At 66.1% G+C, this 16,824-nt stretch carries 25 protein-coding genes; 1 reads left to right on the forward strand and 24 read right to left on the reverse strand.

Going from position 1 to position 16,824, the window contains the following annotated elements; translation table 11 throughout:
* On the reverse strand, nucleotides 1-870 hold the full coding sequence (locus JOF56_RS57110; RefSeq protein WP_209647835.1) for a phage distal tail protein: 870 nt from the start codon (nucleotides 868-870) through the stop codon (nucleotides 1-3).
* Nucleotides 855-3,413 carry a hypothetical protein gene (locus JOF56_RS57115; RefSeq protein ID WP_209647836.1) on the reverse strand — a complete coding sequence of 853 codons (2,559 nt, stop codon included), beginning with the start codon at nucleotides 3,411-3,413 and terminating at the stop codon, nucleotides 855-857. Before JOF56_RS57115 ends, JOF56_RS57110 begins: the two co-directional genes overlap by 16 nt.
* Between JOF56_RS57115 and JOF56_RS57120 the strand changes: the two genes are divergently transcribed.
* Nucleotides 3,396-3,992: a hypothetical protein gene (locus JOF56_RS57120; RefSeq protein WP_209647837.1), complete on the forward strand. Its 597-nt coding sequence runs from the start codon at nucleotides 3,396-3,398 to the stop codon at nucleotides 3,990-3,992. The genes JOF56_RS57115 and JOF56_RS57120 overlap by 18 nt on opposite strands.
* A 149-nt stretch (nucleotides 3,993-4,141) precedes the next feature.
* Here JOF56_RS57120 and JOF56_RS57125 read toward each other — a convergent pair whose 3' ends face one another.
* The 22 genes from JOF56_RS57125 to JOF56_RS57230 form a co-directional block, all read right to left on the reverse strand.
* Nucleotides 4,142-4,696 (reverse strand): DUF7426 family protein, encoded by a 555-nt coding sequence (locus JOF56_RS57125; RefSeq protein WP_209647838.1) that lies wholly within the window; start codon nucleotides 4,694-4,696, stop codon nucleotides 4,142-4,144.
* 13 nt (nucleotides 4,697-4,709) lie between these two features.
* Nucleotides 4,710-5,171, reverse strand: a complete 462-nt coding sequence (locus tag JOF56_RS57130) for a phage tail tube protein (protein WP_209647839.1) — start codon at nucleotides 5,169-5,171, stop codon at nucleotides 4,710-4,712.
* Between the two features lies 1 nt (nucleotide 5,172).
* Nucleotides 5,173-5,601 (reverse strand): minor capsid protein, encoded by a 429-nt coding sequence (locus tag JOF56_RS57135; protein WP_245381292.1) that lies wholly within the window; start codon nucleotides 5,599-5,601, stop codon nucleotides 5,173-5,175.
* 32 nt (nucleotides 5,602-5,633) lie between these two features.
* Nucleotides 5,634-5,987 (reverse strand): hypothetical protein, encoded by a 354-nt coding sequence (locus JOF56_RS57140; RefSeq protein ID WP_209647841.1) that lies wholly within the window; start codon nucleotides 5,985-5,987, stop codon nucleotides 5,634-5,636.
* Nucleotides 5,987-6,325 carry a hypothetical protein gene (locus JOF56_RS57145; RefSeq protein WP_209647842.1) on the reverse strand — a complete coding sequence of 113 codons (339 nt, stop codon included), beginning with the start codon at nucleotides 6,323-6,325 and terminating at the stop codon, nucleotides 5,987-5,989. Before JOF56_RS57145 ends, JOF56_RS57140 begins: the two co-directional genes overlap by 1 nt.
* Nucleotides 6,319-6,750, reverse strand: coding sequence for a hypothetical protein (locus JOF56_RS57150; RefSeq protein ID WP_209647843.1), 432 nt, complete (start codon nucleotides 6,748-6,750; stop codon nucleotides 6,319-6,321). Before JOF56_RS57150 ends, JOF56_RS57145 begins: the two co-directional genes overlap by 7 nt.
* Nucleotides 6,750-7,937 carry a collagen-like protein gene (locus JOF56_RS59930; protein WP_209647844.1) on the reverse strand — a complete coding sequence of 396 codons (1,188 nt, stop codon included), beginning with the start codon at nucleotides 7,935-7,937 and terminating at the stop codon, nucleotides 6,750-6,752. Before JOF56_RS59930 ends, JOF56_RS57150 begins: the two co-directional genes overlap by 1 nt.
* Nucleotides 7,938-7,940: 3 nt before the next feature.
* Nucleotides 7,941-8,174: a holin gene (locus JOF56_RS57160; protein ID WP_209647845.1), complete on the reverse strand. Its 234-nt coding sequence runs from the start codon at nucleotides 8,172-8,174 to the stop codon at nucleotides 7,941-7,943.
* Nucleotides 8,171-8,884 carry a hypothetical protein gene (locus tag JOF56_RS57165; RefSeq protein WP_209647846.1) on the reverse strand — a complete coding sequence of 238 codons (714 nt, stop codon included), beginning with the start codon at nucleotides 8,882-8,884 and terminating at the stop codon, nucleotides 8,171-8,173. The genes JOF56_RS57160 and JOF56_RS57165 overlap by 4 nt, the downstream gene beginning before the upstream one ends.
* 24 nt (nucleotides 8,885-8,908) lie before the next feature.
* Entirely contained in the window at nucleotides 8,909-9,238 is a 330-nt protein-coding gene (locus JOF56_RS57170; RefSeq protein ID WP_209647847.1) for a hypothetical protein, read from the reverse strand.
* Nucleotides 9,238-9,465: a hypothetical protein gene (locus tag JOF56_RS57175; protein WP_209647848.1), complete on the reverse strand. Its 228-nt coding sequence runs from the start codon at nucleotides 9,463-9,465 to the stop codon at nucleotides 9,238-9,240. The genes JOF56_RS57170 and JOF56_RS57175 overlap by 1 nt, the downstream gene beginning before the upstream one ends.
* A gap of 102 nt (nucleotides 9,466-9,567) precedes the next feature.
* Nucleotides 9,568-9,921 (reverse strand): hypothetical protein, encoded by a 354-nt coding sequence (locus tag JOF56_RS57180; protein WP_209647849.1) that lies wholly within the window; start codon nucleotides 9,919-9,921, stop codon nucleotides 9,568-9,570.
* Between the two features lie 3 nt (nucleotides 9,922-9,924).
* A complete protein-coding gene (locus JOF56_RS57185) occupies nucleotides 9,925-10,299 on the reverse strand; it encodes a hypothetical protein (RefSeq protein WP_209647850.1) in 375 nt (124 codons plus the stop codon).
* Nucleotides 10,300-10,315: 16 nt separating this feature from the next.
* Complete coding sequence (locus tag JOF56_RS57190; RefSeq protein WP_209647851.1) at nucleotides 10,316-11,164, reverse strand: phage major capsid protein; 849 nt, start codon at nucleotides 11,162-11,164, stop codon at nucleotides 10,316-10,318.
* Between the two features lie 158 nt (nucleotides 11,165-11,322).
* Nucleotides 11,323-12,024 (reverse strand): hypothetical protein, encoded by a 702-nt coding sequence (locus JOF56_RS57195; protein WP_209647852.1) that lies wholly within the window; start codon nucleotides 12,022-12,024, stop codon nucleotides 11,323-11,325.
* Nucleotides 12,025-12,053: 29 nt separating this feature from the next.
* Nucleotides 12,054-12,395 carry a hypothetical protein gene (locus tag JOF56_RS57200; RefSeq protein WP_209647853.1) on the reverse strand — a complete coding sequence of 114 codons (342 nt, stop codon included), beginning with the start codon at nucleotides 12,393-12,395 and terminating at the stop codon, nucleotides 12,054-12,056.
* A gap of 45 nt (nucleotides 12,396-12,440) precedes the next feature.
* Complete coding sequence (locus tag JOF56_RS57205) at nucleotides 12,441-12,668, reverse strand: hypothetical protein (RefSeq protein WP_209647854.1); 228 nt, start codon at nucleotides 12,666-12,668, stop codon at nucleotides 12,441-12,443.
* Nucleotides 12,669-12,691: 23 nt separating this feature from the next.
* Nucleotides 12,692-12,928 carry a hypothetical protein gene (locus tag JOF56_RS57210; protein ID WP_209647855.1) on the reverse strand — a complete coding sequence of 79 codons (237 nt, stop codon included), beginning with the start codon at nucleotides 12,926-12,928 and terminating at the stop codon, nucleotides 12,692-12,694.
* Between the two features lie 23 nt (nucleotides 12,929-12,951).
* Nucleotides 12,952-13,119 (reverse strand): hypothetical protein, encoded by a 168-nt coding sequence (locus JOF56_RS57215; protein WP_209647856.1) that lies wholly within the window; start codon nucleotides 13,117-13,119, stop codon nucleotides 12,952-12,954.
* Nucleotides 13,116-14,930, reverse strand: a complete 1,815-nt coding sequence (locus JOF56_RS57220) for a phage minor capsid protein (protein ID WP_209647857.1) — start codon at nucleotides 14,928-14,930, stop codon at nucleotides 13,116-13,118. Before JOF56_RS57220 ends, JOF56_RS57215 begins: the two co-directional genes overlap by 4 nt.
* Nucleotides 14,930-15,202: a hypothetical protein gene (locus JOF56_RS57225; protein ID WP_209647858.1), complete on the reverse strand. Its 273-nt coding sequence runs from the start codon at nucleotides 15,200-15,202 to the stop codon at nucleotides 14,930-14,932. Before JOF56_RS57225 ends, JOF56_RS57220 begins: the two co-directional genes overlap by 1 nt.
* The gene (locus tag JOF56_RS57230; protein ID WP_307855760.1) at nucleotides 15,199-16,752 is read right to left on the reverse strand and encodes a phage portal protein; all 1,554 of its coding nucleotides are present in this window, start codon (nucleotides 16,750-16,752) and stop codon (nucleotides 15,199-15,201) included. The genes JOF56_RS57225 and JOF56_RS57230 overlap by 4 nt, the downstream gene beginning before the upstream one ends.
* Between the last annotated feature and the right edge of the window lie 72 nt (nucleotides 16,753-16,824).

The raw sequence follows: 16,824 nt of genomic DNA on the forward strand, positions 1-16,824 counted from the left end.
TCACCACGCCGTCTTATAGCGAGGGTTGTACGACAGCGATACGCTCGACCCCGTCGACGCACCCGTGAGCGTCACGCTGATGTTGTTGACACCACGCTGGATCGGCCAAAACACCGGCACGCCTTCGAGGTGATCCCACCAGTCAGTTTCGTCCGAAAGCGATACCTCTTGCTTGCCCGGCTCGGTCACAATCTTCAGCGTCCGGCCAGCCGGTATCGAGCCCGACACTTCCAGCTCTTCAAGAGTGTCCCGGTTCTTCAGCACCAACCCTGACCCGGGCGGTGTGATTTCCCATGTCGGCCAACTGATCACGTCGCCAGGGTTGGTCGTGGTCGTGTCGCCGAGCACCTGCGACGAGCCGATCCGGAGCGGAAAGAACGGGTCACCCAAGAAAGCCGCAGACCCACTGTGCTGCCACAGCTGGGTAACCGGTGTTGGATCGAACCAGTACGCATCCGGGCAGCGCAGCGACAGCACGAACCTCGCCCACGTCGTGTCCCCACCAAGGTCTTTCGCCTCGTCGCCCTCCAGCCCGCCGGCATAGTGCGCGCGAATCCGCCGCCGACGCCCGTCCGCCTGGCCGAGCTCAAGCTCACCCGGCGCCGACAGCGACAACGCCAACGCCCGCATGCGCGCGAGGAACGTCTCGTTGTCCGGGCCCCACACAGTCATCGGCAGCATGATCGTGCGAGCCATGTCCCACTCGTCCGTGATCACCTCACCGTCCACAAGCGGCGACGTATCCGCCACCAACTGCCGCGGCGGAGCGCCGAGCCCCGTCACTCCCTCATGGACGCGATAACCGGTCGGCCGGTCATTCAGGACCTGTGTCCAGCCGTCGCCGCCGTACCAAATCAGTTCGCGGGCCACAGCAACTCCTCCCTACGCTGCTGCTCGGCAATCTGCTGCACCACATCACGGCTGCTGTACCCGTTGACCGTGATGCTCGTACGCCGCGAGTTGTCGTACGACGAACCGCCGCTCCAACCCCCGCCCGACCAGATACCGCCAGCCGCCATCGGAACGAACTGCCGCGAGAACCACTCCGGACGCATCCGCCGAAGCGCCTCGTCGAGCAGACCTTGCGAGCGCGCAGAGAACCGGTCCAGCGGCAGGAACAGTTCGTCGAACCGCGGGTTGTCGCCGATTCCCCGAACCACGCCGGTGCGGGTGTACGGCGCGACAATCGCGCCGGAACTCGCCGACATCGGCCGCAAGCCGCCGTTGGCGAAGTACTCCATGATCTGGCCGGACGCCTGGAACTTCATGCCACCGGCCGACGACGTGGTCACGCCGGTTGTGGTCACCGTGCGCAGCGTGATGACCTTGCCGGTGTTGTCCCGGATGAACGAGGTAATCTGGTTCTGAGCGGTCGCCGTATCCGCAATGATCTTGAACGACCCGTCTTTCAGGTTCTGCACCTGGAAACCCAACGACCTGACCGTCTCAATCACCGGAGCCGCGTTGCTCGACACGATGATCGACTTATCCCCCGGGACCTTGACCACGTATTCCCGCAACAGGTTCATCGCGATCTGCGCATTGCTCATACCCGGCTGCGTGATCTGTGTCGCCTGCACGGCCGGCATGATGTCGTAGAAGTCCGCCAGCTTCTGGGCTTCCTCCTTGCTCTTGGTGAACTGCTCGGCCACCTTCAAGAACCGATCGCGCGTCTGCGAAGCCGCCGCAGCAGCAATCGCCGACGCTTCCGGGATGTCTTTCCCCTGCGCCCGAGCAGCTTCGAACGCCGCAGAGTACTGCTGCCGGTACGCGTCCGCGATCTGGTCCACATTGTTCTTTAGGTCACTGCCCGCCTTCGTGGCAGTGTTGACTGCACCTTCGTTGGTCAGCAACTGTTGACCGTGCTTCTTCGCCTCTGCAGATGCTTCCTTGAACGCGTCGCCCAAGCCGCGCAACGAATCGTTGACTGCCTGATTGGCATCCTCGACGGTGTGGCGCTTACCCGCCATTTCGTCCAATGCGGACTTAAGCGCGCTGATCTTCTCCTCAGCCGAAGCGCCGATCTCGGACATCTTCCGCATGGCATCAGCCATCGGCCCAGCAGCAGCCGGCGCCTGCGCCATCGCAGTGCTTGCCCCGCCAGTCGCTTCGGCCACCCGCCGGATCGCCGCTGCCTCAGCATCAGAGCCACCTCGCACGGCGTCGAGCGCAGCAATGAACTTCTCCGACGTCTCGATCCCGGCTAGCATCTGGTCGATCGAGATCGATCCAGCCGGGCCGTTCTTGTACAGATCTTTCAGGCCTTGGGCATAGTCCTGTGCCTTCTTCTTGATGTCGTCATAGGCAGTGCCTTGGTTGAGAAGCGCAGACACCACATCCCACGTGGAGAGCTTCATCTTCTCGGCCTGCTCCAACAGACCCTTGTCGCTCGCGACCTTCGCAGCCTGCGTGCGTACGCTCTGGTTGATCACGCCGTTCTGCTCACGCAACGCTTTCGCGACACTCGCGCCCGCCGCGGCAAGATCCTGCTGCTCAGCCTTAGCCTTCGCCGACCTGGAAATCCACTCGCCAAGCAGCGCAACGCCAGCAGTGACGGCGATACCCCATGGTCCACCCAGGACACCGACCACGCCCGAGACAGCGGTCTTCAAACCTGAACCAAGCGCTGCCGCTGTGCCCGCCGCCGCGCCACCCAGTCGAGCGACTGCGCCACCAGCCTTGTCAACCGCGGTCGAGGTCGCAGACATGTGCCCGTCCAGCCCGCCCAGACCCGTCATGACGGCTGTTTGGGCACGGACGTACTGCTCGACCGACGTCGACGCAGACCGGTAGGCCTCGCCCATCCGCGCAATCGCGGGCACGCGAGACTCCAGCGCCGCCATGGACGCGGTAATCCGGTTGATGTTGCCCTCGCCAGCCGACGCGGCGAGTGCGGTTTGCAGCCGAACCTCGTCACCGAACCGCTTCCACGGCGCAGAAAGCCGAGCCCCGAGCGACTCGTGTTCACCGACGATCCGAGACTGCATCGCACGCCACGCGACCAAACCCAACAACGCAGCCTGGATCGGCGCCGGCAGGTCACCAAACCCGGACACCAACGCGGCAACCGGGGTCAACAGCGCCGCGGTAGCGTCCAGGGCCATCCCAAGCGCCCCCGACAGAAGCGGCCCCACGCCCTCAGCGAGATCAGCGACCGCGTCCTCGGTCTTGCCAAGGATGCCTTGCACCTGGCCGAAACGCGGCCCGAAGTCGTCCGCAAAGGACGACGTTAGTCGGCCAACGAATTCCAGCAGATCCTCGACCGTACCGCCGAGATCGTCGATCGCCTGCCCGGCCGAGTCGGACGACTGCGACCACTCGGTCATCATCTTGGACACGCCAGAACCGGCCTGCGCCAGGAACCGGGCGAACCCTTCCGTGACCGGCCTGCCCCGTTGGATCGCGGCTTCCATACCGGGCAACAGGTTTGTCGTGAAGTCGAGCACGCCATCAGCGAAAATCGCCAGGTGCGGTCCGGTCCCGGCGAACATGCGGTCGAGTTGCGGCTGCACGCGTACGAACCGCTGTTCGATCTGATCAGCGATGCCGGTCAGGTACGGGATCAGAGACTGCGCCGCACCCCGGACACCAGCCGTAACATCCTCGGCCATGTCAGAATACGCGGCCTTGACATCCGCGCTCTGCGCGACGGCCATGATCCCGATACCGGCCAACGCGGCCGACGGCAACGCCAACCCCGCGGCCATGCCCGCGCCCGCCAGAACGCCAGCAGCGGGAAGGCCACCCAAGACTTTCAGCAGGGGCGCAGCGGTGCCGCTTATCGTGATCGGCTTGGACAGCTCGTTGCGGGTGTCCTTGGCCTCCCGCTTCGCTGCCGTAGTGGCGCGTTTGAAACTGGTGTAATCACCCGTGATCAGGGCACGGATCTCACCGGTCTTCAGGGCCACAAGGCGTACGCTCGCGTGCGGGTGTCACTCCCGGGTGATGCCGAGCTCCCGGTCGAGATCCTCGACGCTGGTCTCCTCACCTGAAGACCGTGTGCTCTCCCCGAGTTTCCGCCACGTCCGGGATTCCGCCGACAAGCCAAACAACCTGACCTCGAACCACCGCCACGTATACAGATCGAACACGCCAGGCGCAGCCAAGTCGACGTGATACTCGCGATGAAAGTCGGCCTCGATCAGCTCCCACGCTTCGAGGAGGTCGCCCCACCCGAGCGCGCTCCCTTGGTAGCGGCGGGCTTCTGCCTGGTCGATGAAGTCCGGGATGTCGTCTGCCGACTCGACCCGGAGCGGGTTGCCGGCTTCCGGGCCGGGGGGCGTGCATCACCCTCGGCTGCTTCGTCGTCTTCGCCTGACTGCCAGACGAACAGCGCGGCTTCGAGCCCGGACTGATGGAATACGAAAAGGGTCTGTCCGATGTGGATCAGCTCCGGCCAGGTCGCGCCGTCGGCCGTCAGCCGTGCGACCATGGTCTCGCCGATCAGCTCGCGGAACAGTTCGTGCATGCGGGTGTCTTCGATCCACTCGCGTGCCTCGTCTTTGACCTCGTACTCGACGCCGTCTTTCTTGGCCTGCTCAAGACGGCGCGCTTCTTCTTGCAGGATGGTCATCTTCAGGCCGAGTCTGATCGGCAGAGCCATCGGGAAGCTGTAGACCTTGCCGCGCAACGGAAGATCGAGCGTGGCGCCGTCGATCTCGGACTGAAGGCGCCGGAGCGGGGGGAAGGTGGTCACTGGTCAACCTCGATCAGGGGACGTGGGTGTATGCGGACAGCTGGCCGTCGCCGGTCAAGGGGCAGGTGAACGGCGACACGCTCTTGACCTCGCCGCCGGTACCACTGTAGTTGCTGGTCACCCGGCCGGTGTAGCCCTGGTTGTTGTCGATCCTGTAGAAGCGCACGAACGTGTACGCCTCCGGCCCGGTGAGCAAACCCTTGGTTTTCAGGTGCGCCTGGCCCGGGTCGTCGATCTGGGCGTTGTCCGGGCCGGTGTAGCCGTCCTGCCCCTGCAGGCTGAGCGACCACTTGCGGTGAGTCGTGACCGACCCGTCCCAGCCTTCACTATCGAAGTCAGACGTGTCGACTTCGTTCGGCTCGATCGACAACTCGATCGTGGACAATCCCCTGACCAGGACCCAGTTCGGCGCCTCTTCGGTGCCGGTGTTGACCTGAATCCGGTTGAACCGGGTGAGCCTCTTCTTGATAGGCACGCTAGACCTCCGTGATCAGTGCCTCGGTTTGGATGGACACCGACCACTTCGGCCGGTCTTGTTCGTCTCGGCCGAGCCACACGGGTTCGGAATCGCTTGCGTCGCACCACGCGATCGAAACTTCATGCTCGGTTCCGGGCGCCCAAACGGTTTGCCCGGTGTTGTGCAACGCGTCCCGAATCGCCTTAGCCTGGTCATAACCGACGCGGTATCCCGCGTCCGCGAGCGTGCGCACGATGATCTGCTGCTCGGCCAGTTCGTAGCCGGAAAGGTCATCGTTCGAGAAACCAGGGCGGGGTTTGAAGAGAACGCAAGCGTCCGGTGTGGACGGCATGTCGACGATGAACCCTGGCGGCAGCGCTGGATCTCCGCCCGCATCCGGCGGATACCGGACCAAGCCGAGCCCATGCACATGCAGCGCGAGAGCCATCGACAACACGCGCTCACAGTCAGGCCGGGGTGTTACCCGCCTTCGAGTTCCGTCGCCACCTGGCCGTTGATGTACTCCAGATACCGGTCCGAGTTCGCCCGCAACGGCCCGCCGAGGTAGTTCGCGGTCCGTCCGTCCTGGTGTCGGAAGTCCTCCGCCTCGTGCTGGATCGCGGCATACTTCGTGTCGTAGGTGACTGCGCCTTGAACCTCGGTTCCGGCCGTGTCCATGCTGACCGCAGCGGAGCGGGACAGGTCGCCTTCCTGGTACGGCACCAGGTCTTGTGAGTCCGACTTCAATGACTGGCAGGAACCACGCACGCCCTTGACCGTGCCGCGCCGCACGGCCCGCTCAGCGTCGCCAAGCACCGCCTCAAAGTCGTCCATCAGGTCACGCCGCACTCATGGTGCATCGGCTTGCCGTCAAACCACACCGGGCTATCCACGAGCTCGACCTTGTGCGGCACACCAGAACCCGCCAGGCCGGGAGCCGTGTACGTCACCCGATCCTGCGGCGCAACCTCGACCGTGCCCGGAAGGAACACCAGGGCAGACAGCTTGACCACGCGTCCCGTGTCCAGCTGCACCCTGCGCGAGACCACCTCGACCCGGCCAGCCACCTCGACCGCCGGACCGTGCTTCGGCCGTCCTACGCCGTCGTCACCGAGGTACGGCTCGTGCAGCACCTTGTGCGGCGTGCCGGTGAATCCGAGCAGGCTCACCACGTCGGCACGCTCCCACCGATCATGCCTGCGGCCTCCAGTGCTTCCACCGTGTCGCATGGCAGTGTGTCCGCATACCGGCCGACCTTCGCGCCTTTCCCGCCAGAGACAGACGTCTTCCCAGCGCTAATACTCCCGCCAGCCTTAAGGATCTCGGCCGTGCCCGCACCACCGAGCGCTTCGGCTGCAGCTGCCTGCTCACGCCGATACTTGATCAATTCGGCGACCGCCGCGATCACATCCTTGCGGACCTTCTCGTCGTCCGGCCGGTCATCCTCGTTCAGGCACGGCCACCGAAGGATCTGCGTCGCCATCTTCCGGACGGCCTTGTCAATGTCCCGCTGCAGAGTCGCCTCGTCATAGTCCGCCGGCAGGATGTCGTCGTCGCTGAGGTAGTCGCGGACCTCCGCAGTCGTCGCCCAGATCATCAGATGTCCTTGCCAGTCAGCAGGTATGAGGCGTTGTTCAATGTCATCGACGACACGGTGAGGGTCGCCGGAAAACCGGTTTGGCTGCCAAGGAACGTCCCCCGGCGAGCGCCGAAGTTCATAGTCTCGGCGTCCACAGTCGCGGGCGCTCCGGCGATGCGCGGCACGCTGCTGCCCTGCCACAGGATTCCGATTCGCCGATACTCGCCGGCCGGGATCGTGACCGGTGACGTGAGCGGAACAGACTTCGCACCCAAGGTTGTGAACGTCGCGCCAGCATCGGCCGACTGCGCGAGCCGGTTCACCACGCCCGCACCGTCCTCGTAGACCGCGACACCCGAGTAGGCGCCCGGCGTGACGCCGGCCTGGGTGACGACGAAACCGATCTCGTCCAACGTGATTGTCTGCCGGAACCGCATGCGCACGAGGAGCAACGTCCCGCTGCCCAACTGCCACGAGGTTGTGCAGAATGCCGGGTCAATGCTCCACTCGGTCAACCCGGCTGCGGATGGCGGGTACAGCTCGCCGGACAACCCGGGCGTGCCCTGCGCACCAGTCGCTCCAGCCGGACCCTGTGGCCCTTGCTCGCCTTGGGGACCTTGCGGCCCAGTCTCGCCCTGCGGACCTTGAGAACCTGTGGCGCCGGTCGGTCCAGGGTCGCCCTGTGGCCCTGCCGGGCCGGTTGCCCCGGCTGGTCCTTGCGCCCCAGTGCCGCCAGTTGCGCCCGCCGAGCCAGGCGGTCCTTGTGCTCCGGTTGCACCTTGCAGAGCGGTGACCGGGACGTCACCGTTCTCATCCGGCTGGACGCCGCCGACCGTCTTAACGAGACGCTCGACCGCACCAACAGGAGCCACTCTCGCCAACGTCGCCAGGTTCAGAGTCCCGGCGCCGGCCGGGACCTGGATCGCGTACGACGGCCGCGTGACGCCGTTGATGACCTCGCGCACCGTCCAGGTTCCGCCGGTCGGCAGGACATCAGGATCATCGTTAGTGGGGATGGCGACCGAGATCTCGCCGCCGACGAGGTCGGCCGTGATCGTGGACGGCGGCACGGTCACACCGGCGACCGTCCACCACGGGCTACCTGTCGGGATGAACTGGACCGTGCCCGTCGCAGCAGCCGACCCGGTGAGCGGCTCCCACGAGCCGACCACCGTCCGGGTAGACCACTGCGCAGGCAACGGCATCGGTCACACCTGCCGGGACAGCGAAGCCGAGTCAGGGTTGCCGCGGAACCGTGCCGCGATGCCCTTGAGCGCGGACACCACCGCAGCGCCCGCACCCAGGCTCAGTGTGGTGCCCCAGTCGACGTTGACCAGGTTGACCACGTCGGCACCGAGCACGGTCACGACCGTGCCCGCGAAACTGGCGGCGACCCGCTCGGCGAGGTCACGCGCGAACGGAGGCAGAACGAACTTGGTCACTGTGGACTCTCCTTGCTGGTGATTCGGACATCGCCCGTGATCTGGATGGACTGCTGGACGGCGTCGCGGATGATGGCCGCGACCTCGTCCCGCGTCAGGTCCTGGTCGTTGCTGAGCGCGGCGATCGCGGCGGACTGGGCGGCGAGTGTCGCCTTGATCTCGGTCAGGTGCAGGTCCGCGAACTGGAGGAACTCGACCGGAGTGCACTCCCACTCGGGGTTGACTTTCGACTTGTGCTTGCCCGTGATCTGGGCGTTCATGTTGCCCAACCAGGCGTGCTCGTCTGCGTTCACGTCGGGTGCCTCCCGGGAAGGTGTTGGTGCGCCGAGGTTCCACGCGCGCGTGTCATCACACGACGGATTCGCCTGGACGCTCAGATGAAGGTGATGAGTGTGCGGGTTGATACCGCTGTAGCCGGTCCAGCGACCGGCCTGCCAAATCCGGCGGTCCCAGATGATGTACTTGATCCGGGCATCACCAGACCGGACCAGCTTGTCAGCCAGCCAGTTGCAGTCGAGACCACCGGCAGGGTCATGCGTGAAGTCCCGCGCCGTGACGATTCCCGGCCCATACCAAGGGTTGTGGTCGCTGGACCGGTTCTGGTGGCTAGTGTCCCCAATGGACCCGTCAGACACCTTGCTGCGCCCTGGGGCCATCGCGTTGAGCTGCCCGAGAAGGGCGTCAAGACTCCGAGCTACGCGCCATGCCATGGCCCGGACACTGCGGTCCGGGTGTCACCCCTGCTGCTGCGCGATGTGCTCCCGCAACTCAGTGCGGATTGAGTCCACCTGATCCCGCAGGGACTGGCCGGAATTCGGGTGCAGCTCGTGATCGATCCCGTCGACCTTCTGCTCGATCGCGCGCAACCGCTCCATCACTCCAGGCTTGGCAGGCACCCCAGGCCGTTCCGGCTCACCGTTCCAGTCCTCAAGGAAGTTGCCAGTGCCGCGCCACACAGGGCGGATCGCCTTCCACACCTTGGCGAACAACCCGACCACAAGCACGAGCCCACCGACAAACAGGAGGATCTGCCCGATGGTCAGGTTGGTGAACCAAGTAGGCATCACGACCTCGCCTTCGGCCTGCTCGTCGCCTTCGGCTCCTCGACCACCGTCACGTCCTCGACGACGGCCGGCTCGACCACGACGCCGGTTTCCTCCGGCTCACCCGCACCCGGCGCCGGCACCTCGACATAGCCGAGACGCTCATACACCCGCGCGAGCTCACTGCCCTCGTCGGCGTGATGCCGATGCGTATCCGGCAGGCCGGCACGCTGCGCATACCACGGCATGCTTTCCTCCAACCCCCGGTCAGTGTAGGAGGTAGCCCCAGCAGGCCCCGCGGCCCACCTTCCCCAGGTCTTTACCGCGAGATGCCGGGGCTACCAGTCTGGTTACTTGGCGAGAGCCGCGTCGATCGCGGCCTGCAGCTCGACCGCAGACAGCTTGTCGCCGTCGATGTCGAGCTCCTTGGCCTGCTCGCGCAGCTCGGCCACCTTGGTATCGATCCGGGCCGTCAGATCGGCGACCGTGCCGTCCGTCGCCAGCCCGAGCGCCGCGGCGTCAGCCTGCAGCTTCTCCTTGGGCGTGAGCGGCTTCTCGGCTGGCGCCTCGACGTACGGTGAACCGTCCTTGTTCACGCGAACGATCTCGCCTCGGCTGACCCGATCGCCGATCGCGTCAGGCAACGGCAGATCGAACGCGTGAACATATCCGCCTTCGCCGCGAAGGTGAATCGTCTCGGCCATTGGTCAGACCGCCTTCGGCAGCTCGAACGCCGTGATGGTGCCCGCGTGCGCGGCCTCGATGTCGACCAGGATGGACCCATCCGCCTGCATGAACCGACCGCTTTCCAGCGGACCGATCCACTGCACCCCGGTTGTCGCCGCGACGCTCACGGTCAGGTCGCCCTGGCCGGCCGCAATCGCAGGCGGGTATGTGCCCGCCTTGACCACAACCGGGTGAGCGGAACCGTGGGTGTTGGTGACCCGGAGGACCATGCGGTCGGACGGGGCCGCAGCGATGCTGTGACCGTTGCCGACGCCCGCGTTGATCGCGGTACCGGCGGGGTCAGCGAGGTTGCCGTTGCCGACCCACTTGGACAGAGGGACTGCTGTGCGTGCCACTGTGGTGATCCTCCGATCAGGTCTGCGAGACGGTCGCGACCGCCAGGCACTCGGGGCGGATGACCTTCGCGCCGTACACGGCCAGGCCCTTGACGGCGTCGCTGAACGAGTCGTGCGGCCGGAACGGCTCGGTCTTGTTGATCTGCTCGGCGAACGTGATCGCGGCAGACGTGCCAGCCTGGACAACGTAGTCGTCACCGGTCGAGTTGATGCAGTTGTTCGACTTCATGATGTCGAAACCGGCTGCGCGGCCGACGGTGCCGTTGCGCAGACCCTGCTCGGTGCCCGACTCGTTGACCTTGATGAACCGCGGGTCCAGCAGGCCACGGCCGTGCAGCCACGGCGGGGCGATGCAGTATCGGCCCTCGGTCGGGACGTTCGCCTCGTCGAGCTTCACGGACAGGGGCACGAGCACCTTGTCGTAGAAGTCGGTCGGCGTGGCAACTGGAACCGCGACGGTGCCGATGTTGTTCGCCGCGTTCGCCTGCGTGTACAGGCTCGCGATGAACTTGTCGACGTTGTCCGCCATGGCGTAGGCGGCCTCGTTCATGGACTCGGTGACGATATCGCCCTGGGCCTGAGCCTGGTTGATGTCCTCGACCTCGAAGTCGTAGTAGTCCTGTTCGGTGATCTGCAGGACTCGCTGTGCGTCGGTGAGCTGCTCGCGAACGAGCGGCGTGCCCTTGACGTACTTGCGTACGGTCGGGCGACCAACGCTGTTGATGCGGACGGTGTCGCCGCGCTGCTTGATCTCGCCTTCCCAGTTCCGGTTGATAACGCCGGGCTGAGCGAAGACCAGGGCCTTGCGAAGGGCGCGCAGCAGAGCTGCCGACCAAATCTCAGGGACCATGCGGTCGTAGGCCACGGTGGTTTCTCCTCACTCCTCGTGGCTCGCCTTGGGTGAATCCGGCTCTCGCGCCGTGGCGGCCCGTGGAGTACTCGGGCGATACCTCCGTTGTGCCCGTCCCGAAGGACGTGAGGTGACCGTGGCCGGGCGGTGTTACCCGCCCGGTTCCTGTGTGGTCAGACGATCCGGTTTTCGCGGTAAGCGGCGAGGATGTCGTCGGCCTTCTCGGCCAACTCGTCAGGCGACATCTTTTCGAGCTGCGCCTTGGTGTACGTTGGCTTGCCGCTTGCAGGCTGCTGCAGGTCGCCGCCTGAAGCAGACGGCAGAGTCGGGCCCGCCTTCCACTCGGGGAACTCGTTGGCCTTGACAGCGAGGGCCGCAGCAAGCGCGGTTTTCGCCTCAGCCGCCGTGAGGTCCACATTGGAGAACAGGCCGGACTGTCGAGCGACCGCGATGAACGTGTCAACCCGCTCAGGCTTGATGCCCACGCGGAGCGCCAGCGCTTCCGCGACGGCGTCGACGGCGAGGTCCTTCGCGGCCTGAGTTTCCGTGCGCGCGTCGGCAATTGCCTTGGCCGGATCCGGAGCAGCGTTCGGGTCCTCGATGCCGAATGCCTGAGCGAAGCGCTTGTTCTGCGCATCGCGCTCCCGGGCAAGCCGATCGGTGATGAACCGATCGACGTCGGCCTGCGTGAACGTCTTCTCCCCGCCGTTGGCGGGAGGCTGGACATCGTTCGCGGGCGGCTGCTGCCCGCCTGCAGGCGGAGCCGGAGGATTCGGCGGCGGTGTCGGGACCGGTGCCGGCGACTGACCGTCCTGCGGGTCAGCCGGGGGCACGGTCGGCGCTACGGGGGTTGGGGAAGGTGCTCCATCGGACATGGGGCCGAGACTGCGATTGTGGTGTTACCTCAGGTGTTCAGGACACCCACGGTCATCGACGTGGCGCTGTCGAAGTTGAGGCACACGGAGCCGTCGGCCTGCCGGTACTCGGGACCGTAAGGCCCGGCGACGACGGTTGCGCCTGCGGCGACGGTGACGGTCTTGTCGGTGACGGCTTGTCCGTCCACTGTGACGGGGATGTCGACGGTCATGGTGTGCGGGCTGGCGTCGAGGTTCTTGACGACGATCAGCTCGGTGCCGTCGCTCCGGTAGAACATGCCGTTGGGGCTGGCGGCAGCGTCGACGGCTGCGAAGCCGAGCGCGGCGCCGGTCCGGGTCGTGGTCTGCTTGACGATTTCGGTACGTGCCATGGCCCGGACGGTGCAGCCCCGCTGTCACCCGGGCCGCACACGGTGTCAGCTCAGAGACGCCCGAACGAAACAGTCCTTGGCCTCCAACAACTTGCGCAGGCCGACGGTCAATTCCGGGCCGCTGGCCAGTTCGTCCGCCATCTTGTGCGCGAGGTCGTGGCACGCCTTGGACGTGCCCTGCAGGTGCGGCGGCAGGTGGTCGTAGGCGAAGAACTTGAGCAGGCTGGCAGTACCGGGGTGTCGAGGCGTACGGCCTTCGGTGAGATCACTCATCCGTCCACGGTGGCCGCCGGGTGTCACAGCCACGGCGTCAAGATGTGGACGAAGAACCACGCCAGGAACGCGCCGAACAGCGAGCCGAGCCACCAACGGCGCGGCGCCTGCGGATCGATCCCCAACCAGCGACGGATCGTCGCTGTCAAGGTGCCGGACTGCTCACCACGGTTGCGTGCTTTCAGACCGAGTGTCTCGAACACAGCGAACCCAACCGCGAACGTGCCGAGTACCGAGCCCCACACGACATCCCAGTTCATGCGCGGACGATGCGGCCACGCTGTTACTTCGGGATTGGGTTACCTGCCGAGTAGCCCACACGCCACATGCGCGCGAGCACCCGCTCCCGGGCGGTCGCGCCACGCGCGTACGGGTTGTCCGGCGGCTGTCGATTCTCAGCCGCGGCCCGGCCAGCGTGCAGCGCCGCGCGCATCTCTGCAGCATGGCTCATCGCAGCCAGTCCTCTCCGCCCGTGCGGAACTGCGCACGCAGCGAACCCGTTGTGTCGCCGAGTAGATCGACCTTGTACTGCTCCAACGTTACGCGCCCGTTCAAGTCCCACCAAGCTTTCAGCTCATCGGACGCGTGCGCGCGTGCACGAGCGGCCGGGCCGACGAACAGACTATGCGGGTCGATACCGGCGGCGCGCGCTTCGGGGGTGAGCAGCTGCCCGCGGGTGACGTTCTCAGCTTCGATGTACCGGCCGTACACGAAGTCCCGGAACGACCGGCGCGCGAGCTCGTCGAAGCCTTTGCCGGTGTAGCCCTGCGACCGGAGTTCTGTGATCGCGCGGTCGCGTCGCTGCCGCTCGACCGACCGGCCGAACACCTCGGCGACCGCTTCCTCTTCACTGTGGCCCTGGTTGATCAGGGCGTCCAGCTGTGCCCAGCGCTCTTCCTCGTGTGCGCGCTCCCGCTCGGCTCGGCGCGCCGCGACCTGCTCGCGGCGCTCCATCTCGGCAACGATCGCGTCAAGCCGCTCGTAGTCCTCCGCTTCGGTCGCCCTCGTCAACCGGGCGTCGAGGTCCTCGGCGGTCGCCTTGCGCAGCGGCGGAAGCTGGTTCTCGGCGCGCTCATGCGCGAGCCTGCGTTCCTCGCCCGCCGGAAGCCCGACGGTTGGCGCCTGCGGCCCGACCGCGGTCGATGGCCTGCTGCTCGACTGGCCGGCCGCCGGAGTGCGCCGCAGTGACTTGCCACCGTCGACGGGCCGCTCACGGTCGCCGCGCCGGTTCTGGCCGGTCTCCACTGCGTGCTGCTTGATGGCCGCAGAGTTCGCCTTGACCTTCTGCCGGAGCGCTCTGGCCGTGGTCGTGTCGCCGAACGCCTGCGCCGCGGCGAGCCTCCGTTTCAGTTCACGAGCCTTGCGCTCCAACTGCCGTAGCCGCTGCTGCTCCTCGTATCCGTCCGGGTTGTGCTTGGCTGGCCGGTGCACGTCGGTCAGGCCAGGGATCACCTCGTCGGCGCGGTGAGTGCAGTTCGGGTGCCACACGCCAGCGGCACGCGCCTCAGCGATCGTCGCCGTGACGCGTTTGCCGTCCACTTCTGTCCCGACCGACCGGCCAGTGATCGACAACAGTTCGCGTTCCCACGGGCGACAGAGCGAGCATTCACGCGGCGAGTCCGACAGCTGCACGATGTCGACACCCTCCGCCTGCAGCTCCGCGAGCCCGCCCTCGACCGCGGCCTGTTGCGCGGCCGTGCGCCCGGCCATGCGCGCGTAGCTGTCGAGGTGCCAGCGGCGCCCGGCCCGGTCCTGGAATCGGTCGTGTCCGGCTGCGAGCAGCCGGTCGACGACCTGGGCGACCGCGTCCCGGCGGGTGATCGTGCCGGTCGCCATGAGCGCTTCCGTCTGGCCGATCGCGACCTGGAACAGATCCGTCTGCGCACGCAGCACGGGGAGGAACATTCCGCCCAACTGTCCGACCAGCCACTCGATCAGCTGCTGTACCAGGCCGGGCCGGGTGCCGATCGCGACCGGCAGATCCCGCGACGCGACCACCTGCCAGCCGAGCTTGTATGCCTCGTCCAGTGCGCGGGCGGCCTGCTCGGGCACGGTGGCGTCGAGCCGGGCCAGGATCGTCCGCAACTCGTCCCGGACGGACAACACCTGGCGTGCCTTGACTTCCGCCCAGCCATCCTGCTCGATCCCTTGCGCCAGGCGACGAGCGACTGCGGCAAGCATCCGCTCTGCCGCGGCGTCCCAGGTATCGAGCAGTGCCTTCAGAGCATCGCCCGCTGCTGTCGGATCGACACCACGTGCCATCAGCCGAACGTCTCAGGGACGGCCTCGCCGGGCTCTTCCTCGTCGCCTGGCTCGATGTCACGGACGTAGGCGCCGAGCTCGGTCAACACCGCCCACGCGACCACACACGCCTTGGCCTCAGTCATGGTGGTGCCACCGAGAACAGCGTTGGTCTCCTGCATGATGGCGCGCACAACCGCAGACCGGGCGCCTTCGATCCACTGCAGCGGCCCGACAAGGTCACCGAGGATCTTGCCGAGCTCGACGAGGGTCGGGTTTTTCGGTGCGGTCACTGGTCATCCTCCGGCTGCTGGGGTGGCTGGTTCGGATCGGTTCCGGGCGGTGGCTCGTGCCCGGTCGGAGGCGGCGCCATCAGTTCGGCCTCTTCCTTCTCGATCCGGGCGACTTCCTCTTTGATTTGGACGTCATCCCACTCGGGGTGCGCCATGGCGACCGCGATGTAGCAGGACATGGCCTTGGCCTGCCGGTACAGGTTGACCGTCTCGGCCGTTTCTTTGGGGTCAGCCTGGTCGGTCTCGCGCCACGCCAATGTCGGCCGCTTCGTCGGCTTCGGTCCGCTGAACATGACGTGATTGATCAGCATCAGGGTCTCGGCGCAACGCTCGACAGGGGGTCGCATGTACCGGCGTTTACGCTCGCGGGTGCGGTACGAACGATGCTCCCGGCGCCGCATCGCGGTACCGGAAAGCTGACCCTCGACGTGCATCCCGAACGTCTGGGGTGCGTACCCGGCGCGCGACACAATCTGCTCGATCAGCGCAGCCACCGTCTCGGCGTGCTCCTGATACCGGATCTTGAACTGCACGGGAGTGATCGGCGCGGGCTTGCCTTGGTCTTCGGCTGGCATCTCCAACGGAGTGAAGACCTCGGCGTCGATATCGAACGCCTTCGCCGGGGTGTCTTTCCTGCCGCGACCGAGGAAACCGCCTCTGCCGCCGGTCTGCGTGACCGGGTCGAGCATCTCGCGTGAGATCAACAGGCGGTTCTTGCCGAGATCGATATCCCGCATCCACGAGTCCCACGACGTGTCGAGTGCGTCGAAGAACGTCTCGTTTGCCTGGTAGTCGCTGCGCCCCAACGGGAGCCGCACGAGCGGGTTTGGCAAGTAGTTCGGGATGTACTCGCACAACAGTCCGGGTCGAATCGGCGTTGTGTCGATCTGGTGCGGGAAGTAGTTCGTGGACGGATGCTCGGCAAGGGGCAACTGCCGGCCGACGTCGGACGACGATCCGAGCCACAATTCGTGCCGGATCTGACCAAGCTCGTGATGTTCCAGGTGGCGCCACACTTCGCCGGACCGTTGCGCCTTCCAGCCCGCTGGGGGCGGGAGTTCCTCGACGAATACGACCGACCACAAGTGGCCGAACCGGAACTCGGGCAACGCCTCGTCTCCCGGTACCACCGTCAACAGTGGATAGTCGGCCACCCTGTCGTCCCAAGCAGGGCGCAGGAACGAACCGCCGAGCGGTGACGCGACCTCGGCCGCTTCGATCAGCCGGTTCGCCCAACCGATCGTCTGCGACAGGTCATCCCATTGGCCCGTCAGACTCGTGTCGCCGAAGTCCAAGGCTGGCGTGTCGCCAGCGACCAGCTCGCCAGATGTGCGCGCGATGTCAGAAGCCAGCGGTAGATGGATCTCACGCCCACCCGGCTTGTTCCTCTTCCGTTCCCAGTAGCCACCGGGTGCGGTCTGGGGCGTGTACTTCTTGAGCTCGCGAATGTCGCCGGACCACCACGCACGCCACGACTCCCAGTGGGTCCGCAGGCGGTCGTGGCCTGGCGGCGGCCATTGAGTGTTCGGCTCGATCAGCACATCGCGCACGCTCGCGCGCGAGTGTCACTCTGGGCCCGTAACGCGTGAGAGATCCACTCGGATATGCCGATGCTGGACACC

The sequence above is a fragment of the Kibdelosporangium banguiense genome (assembly GCF_017876405.1).
Lineage (GTDB): Bacteria > Actinomycetota > Actinomycetes > Mycobacteriales > Pseudonocardiaceae > Kibdelosporangium > Kibdelosporangium banguiense.

Coding starts and splice junctions, on each gene's coding strand:
- JOF56_RS57140 (WP_209647841.1), bottom strand. CDS start 5,987: ATGGACGACTTTGAGGCGGTGCTTGGCGACGCTGAGCGGGCCGTGCGG.
- JOF56_RS57175 (WP_209647848.1), bottom strand. CDS start 9,465: ATGCCGTGGTATGCGCAGCGTGCCGGCCTGCCGGATACGCATCGGCAT.
- JOF56_RS57180 (WP_209647849.1), bottom strand. CDS start 9,921: ATGGCCGAGACGATTCACCTTCGCGGCGAAGGCGGATATGTTCACGCG.
- JOF56_RS57215 (WP_209647856.1), bottom strand. CDS start 13,119: ATGAGCCATGCTGCAGAGATGCGCGCGGCGCTGCACGCTGGCCGGGCC.
- JOF56_RS57210 (WP_209647855.1), bottom strand. CDS start 12,928: ATGAACTGGGATGTCGTGTGGGGCTCGGTACTCGGCACGTTCGCGGTT.
- JOF56_RS57115 (WP_209647836.1), bottom strand. CDS start 3,413: ATGGAAGCCGCGATCCAACGGGGCAGGCCGGTCACGGAAGGGTTCGCC.
- JOF56_RS57150 (WP_209647843.1), bottom strand. CDS start 6,750: ATGATCTGGGCGACGACTGCGGAGGTCCGCGACTACCTCAGCGACGAC.
- JOF56_RS59930 (WP_209647844.1), bottom strand. CDS start 7,937: ATGCCGTTGCCTGCGCAGTGGTCTACCCGGACGGTGGTCGGCTCGTGG.
- JOF56_RS57170 (WP_209647847.1), bottom strand. CDS start 9,238: ATGCCTACTTGGTTCACCAACCTGACCATCGGGCAGATCCTCCTGTTT.
- JOF56_RS57195 (WP_209647852.1), bottom strand. CDS start 12,024: ATGTCCGATGGAGCACCTTCCCCAACCCCCGTAGCGCCGACCGTGCCC.
- JOF56_RS57220 (WP_209647857.1), bottom strand. CDS start 14,930: ATGGCACGTGGTGTCGATCCGACAGCAGCGGGCGATGCTCTGAAGGCA.
- JOF56_RS57205 (WP_209647854.1), bottom strand. CDS start 12,668: ATGAGTGATCTCACCGAAGGCCGTACGCCTCGACACCCCGGTACTGCC.
- JOF56_RS57200 (WP_209647853.1), bottom strand. CDS start 12,395: ATGGCACGTACCGAAATCGTCAAGCAGACCACGACCCGGACCGGCGCC.
- JOF56_RS57135 (WP_245381292.1), bottom strand. CDS start 5,601: ATGGCTCTCGCGCTGCATGTGCATGGGCTCGGCTTGGTCCGGTATCCG.
- JOF56_RS57165 (WP_209647846.1), bottom strand. CDS start 8,884: ATGGCATGGCGCGTAGCTCGGAGTCTTGACGCCCTTCTCGGGCAGCTC.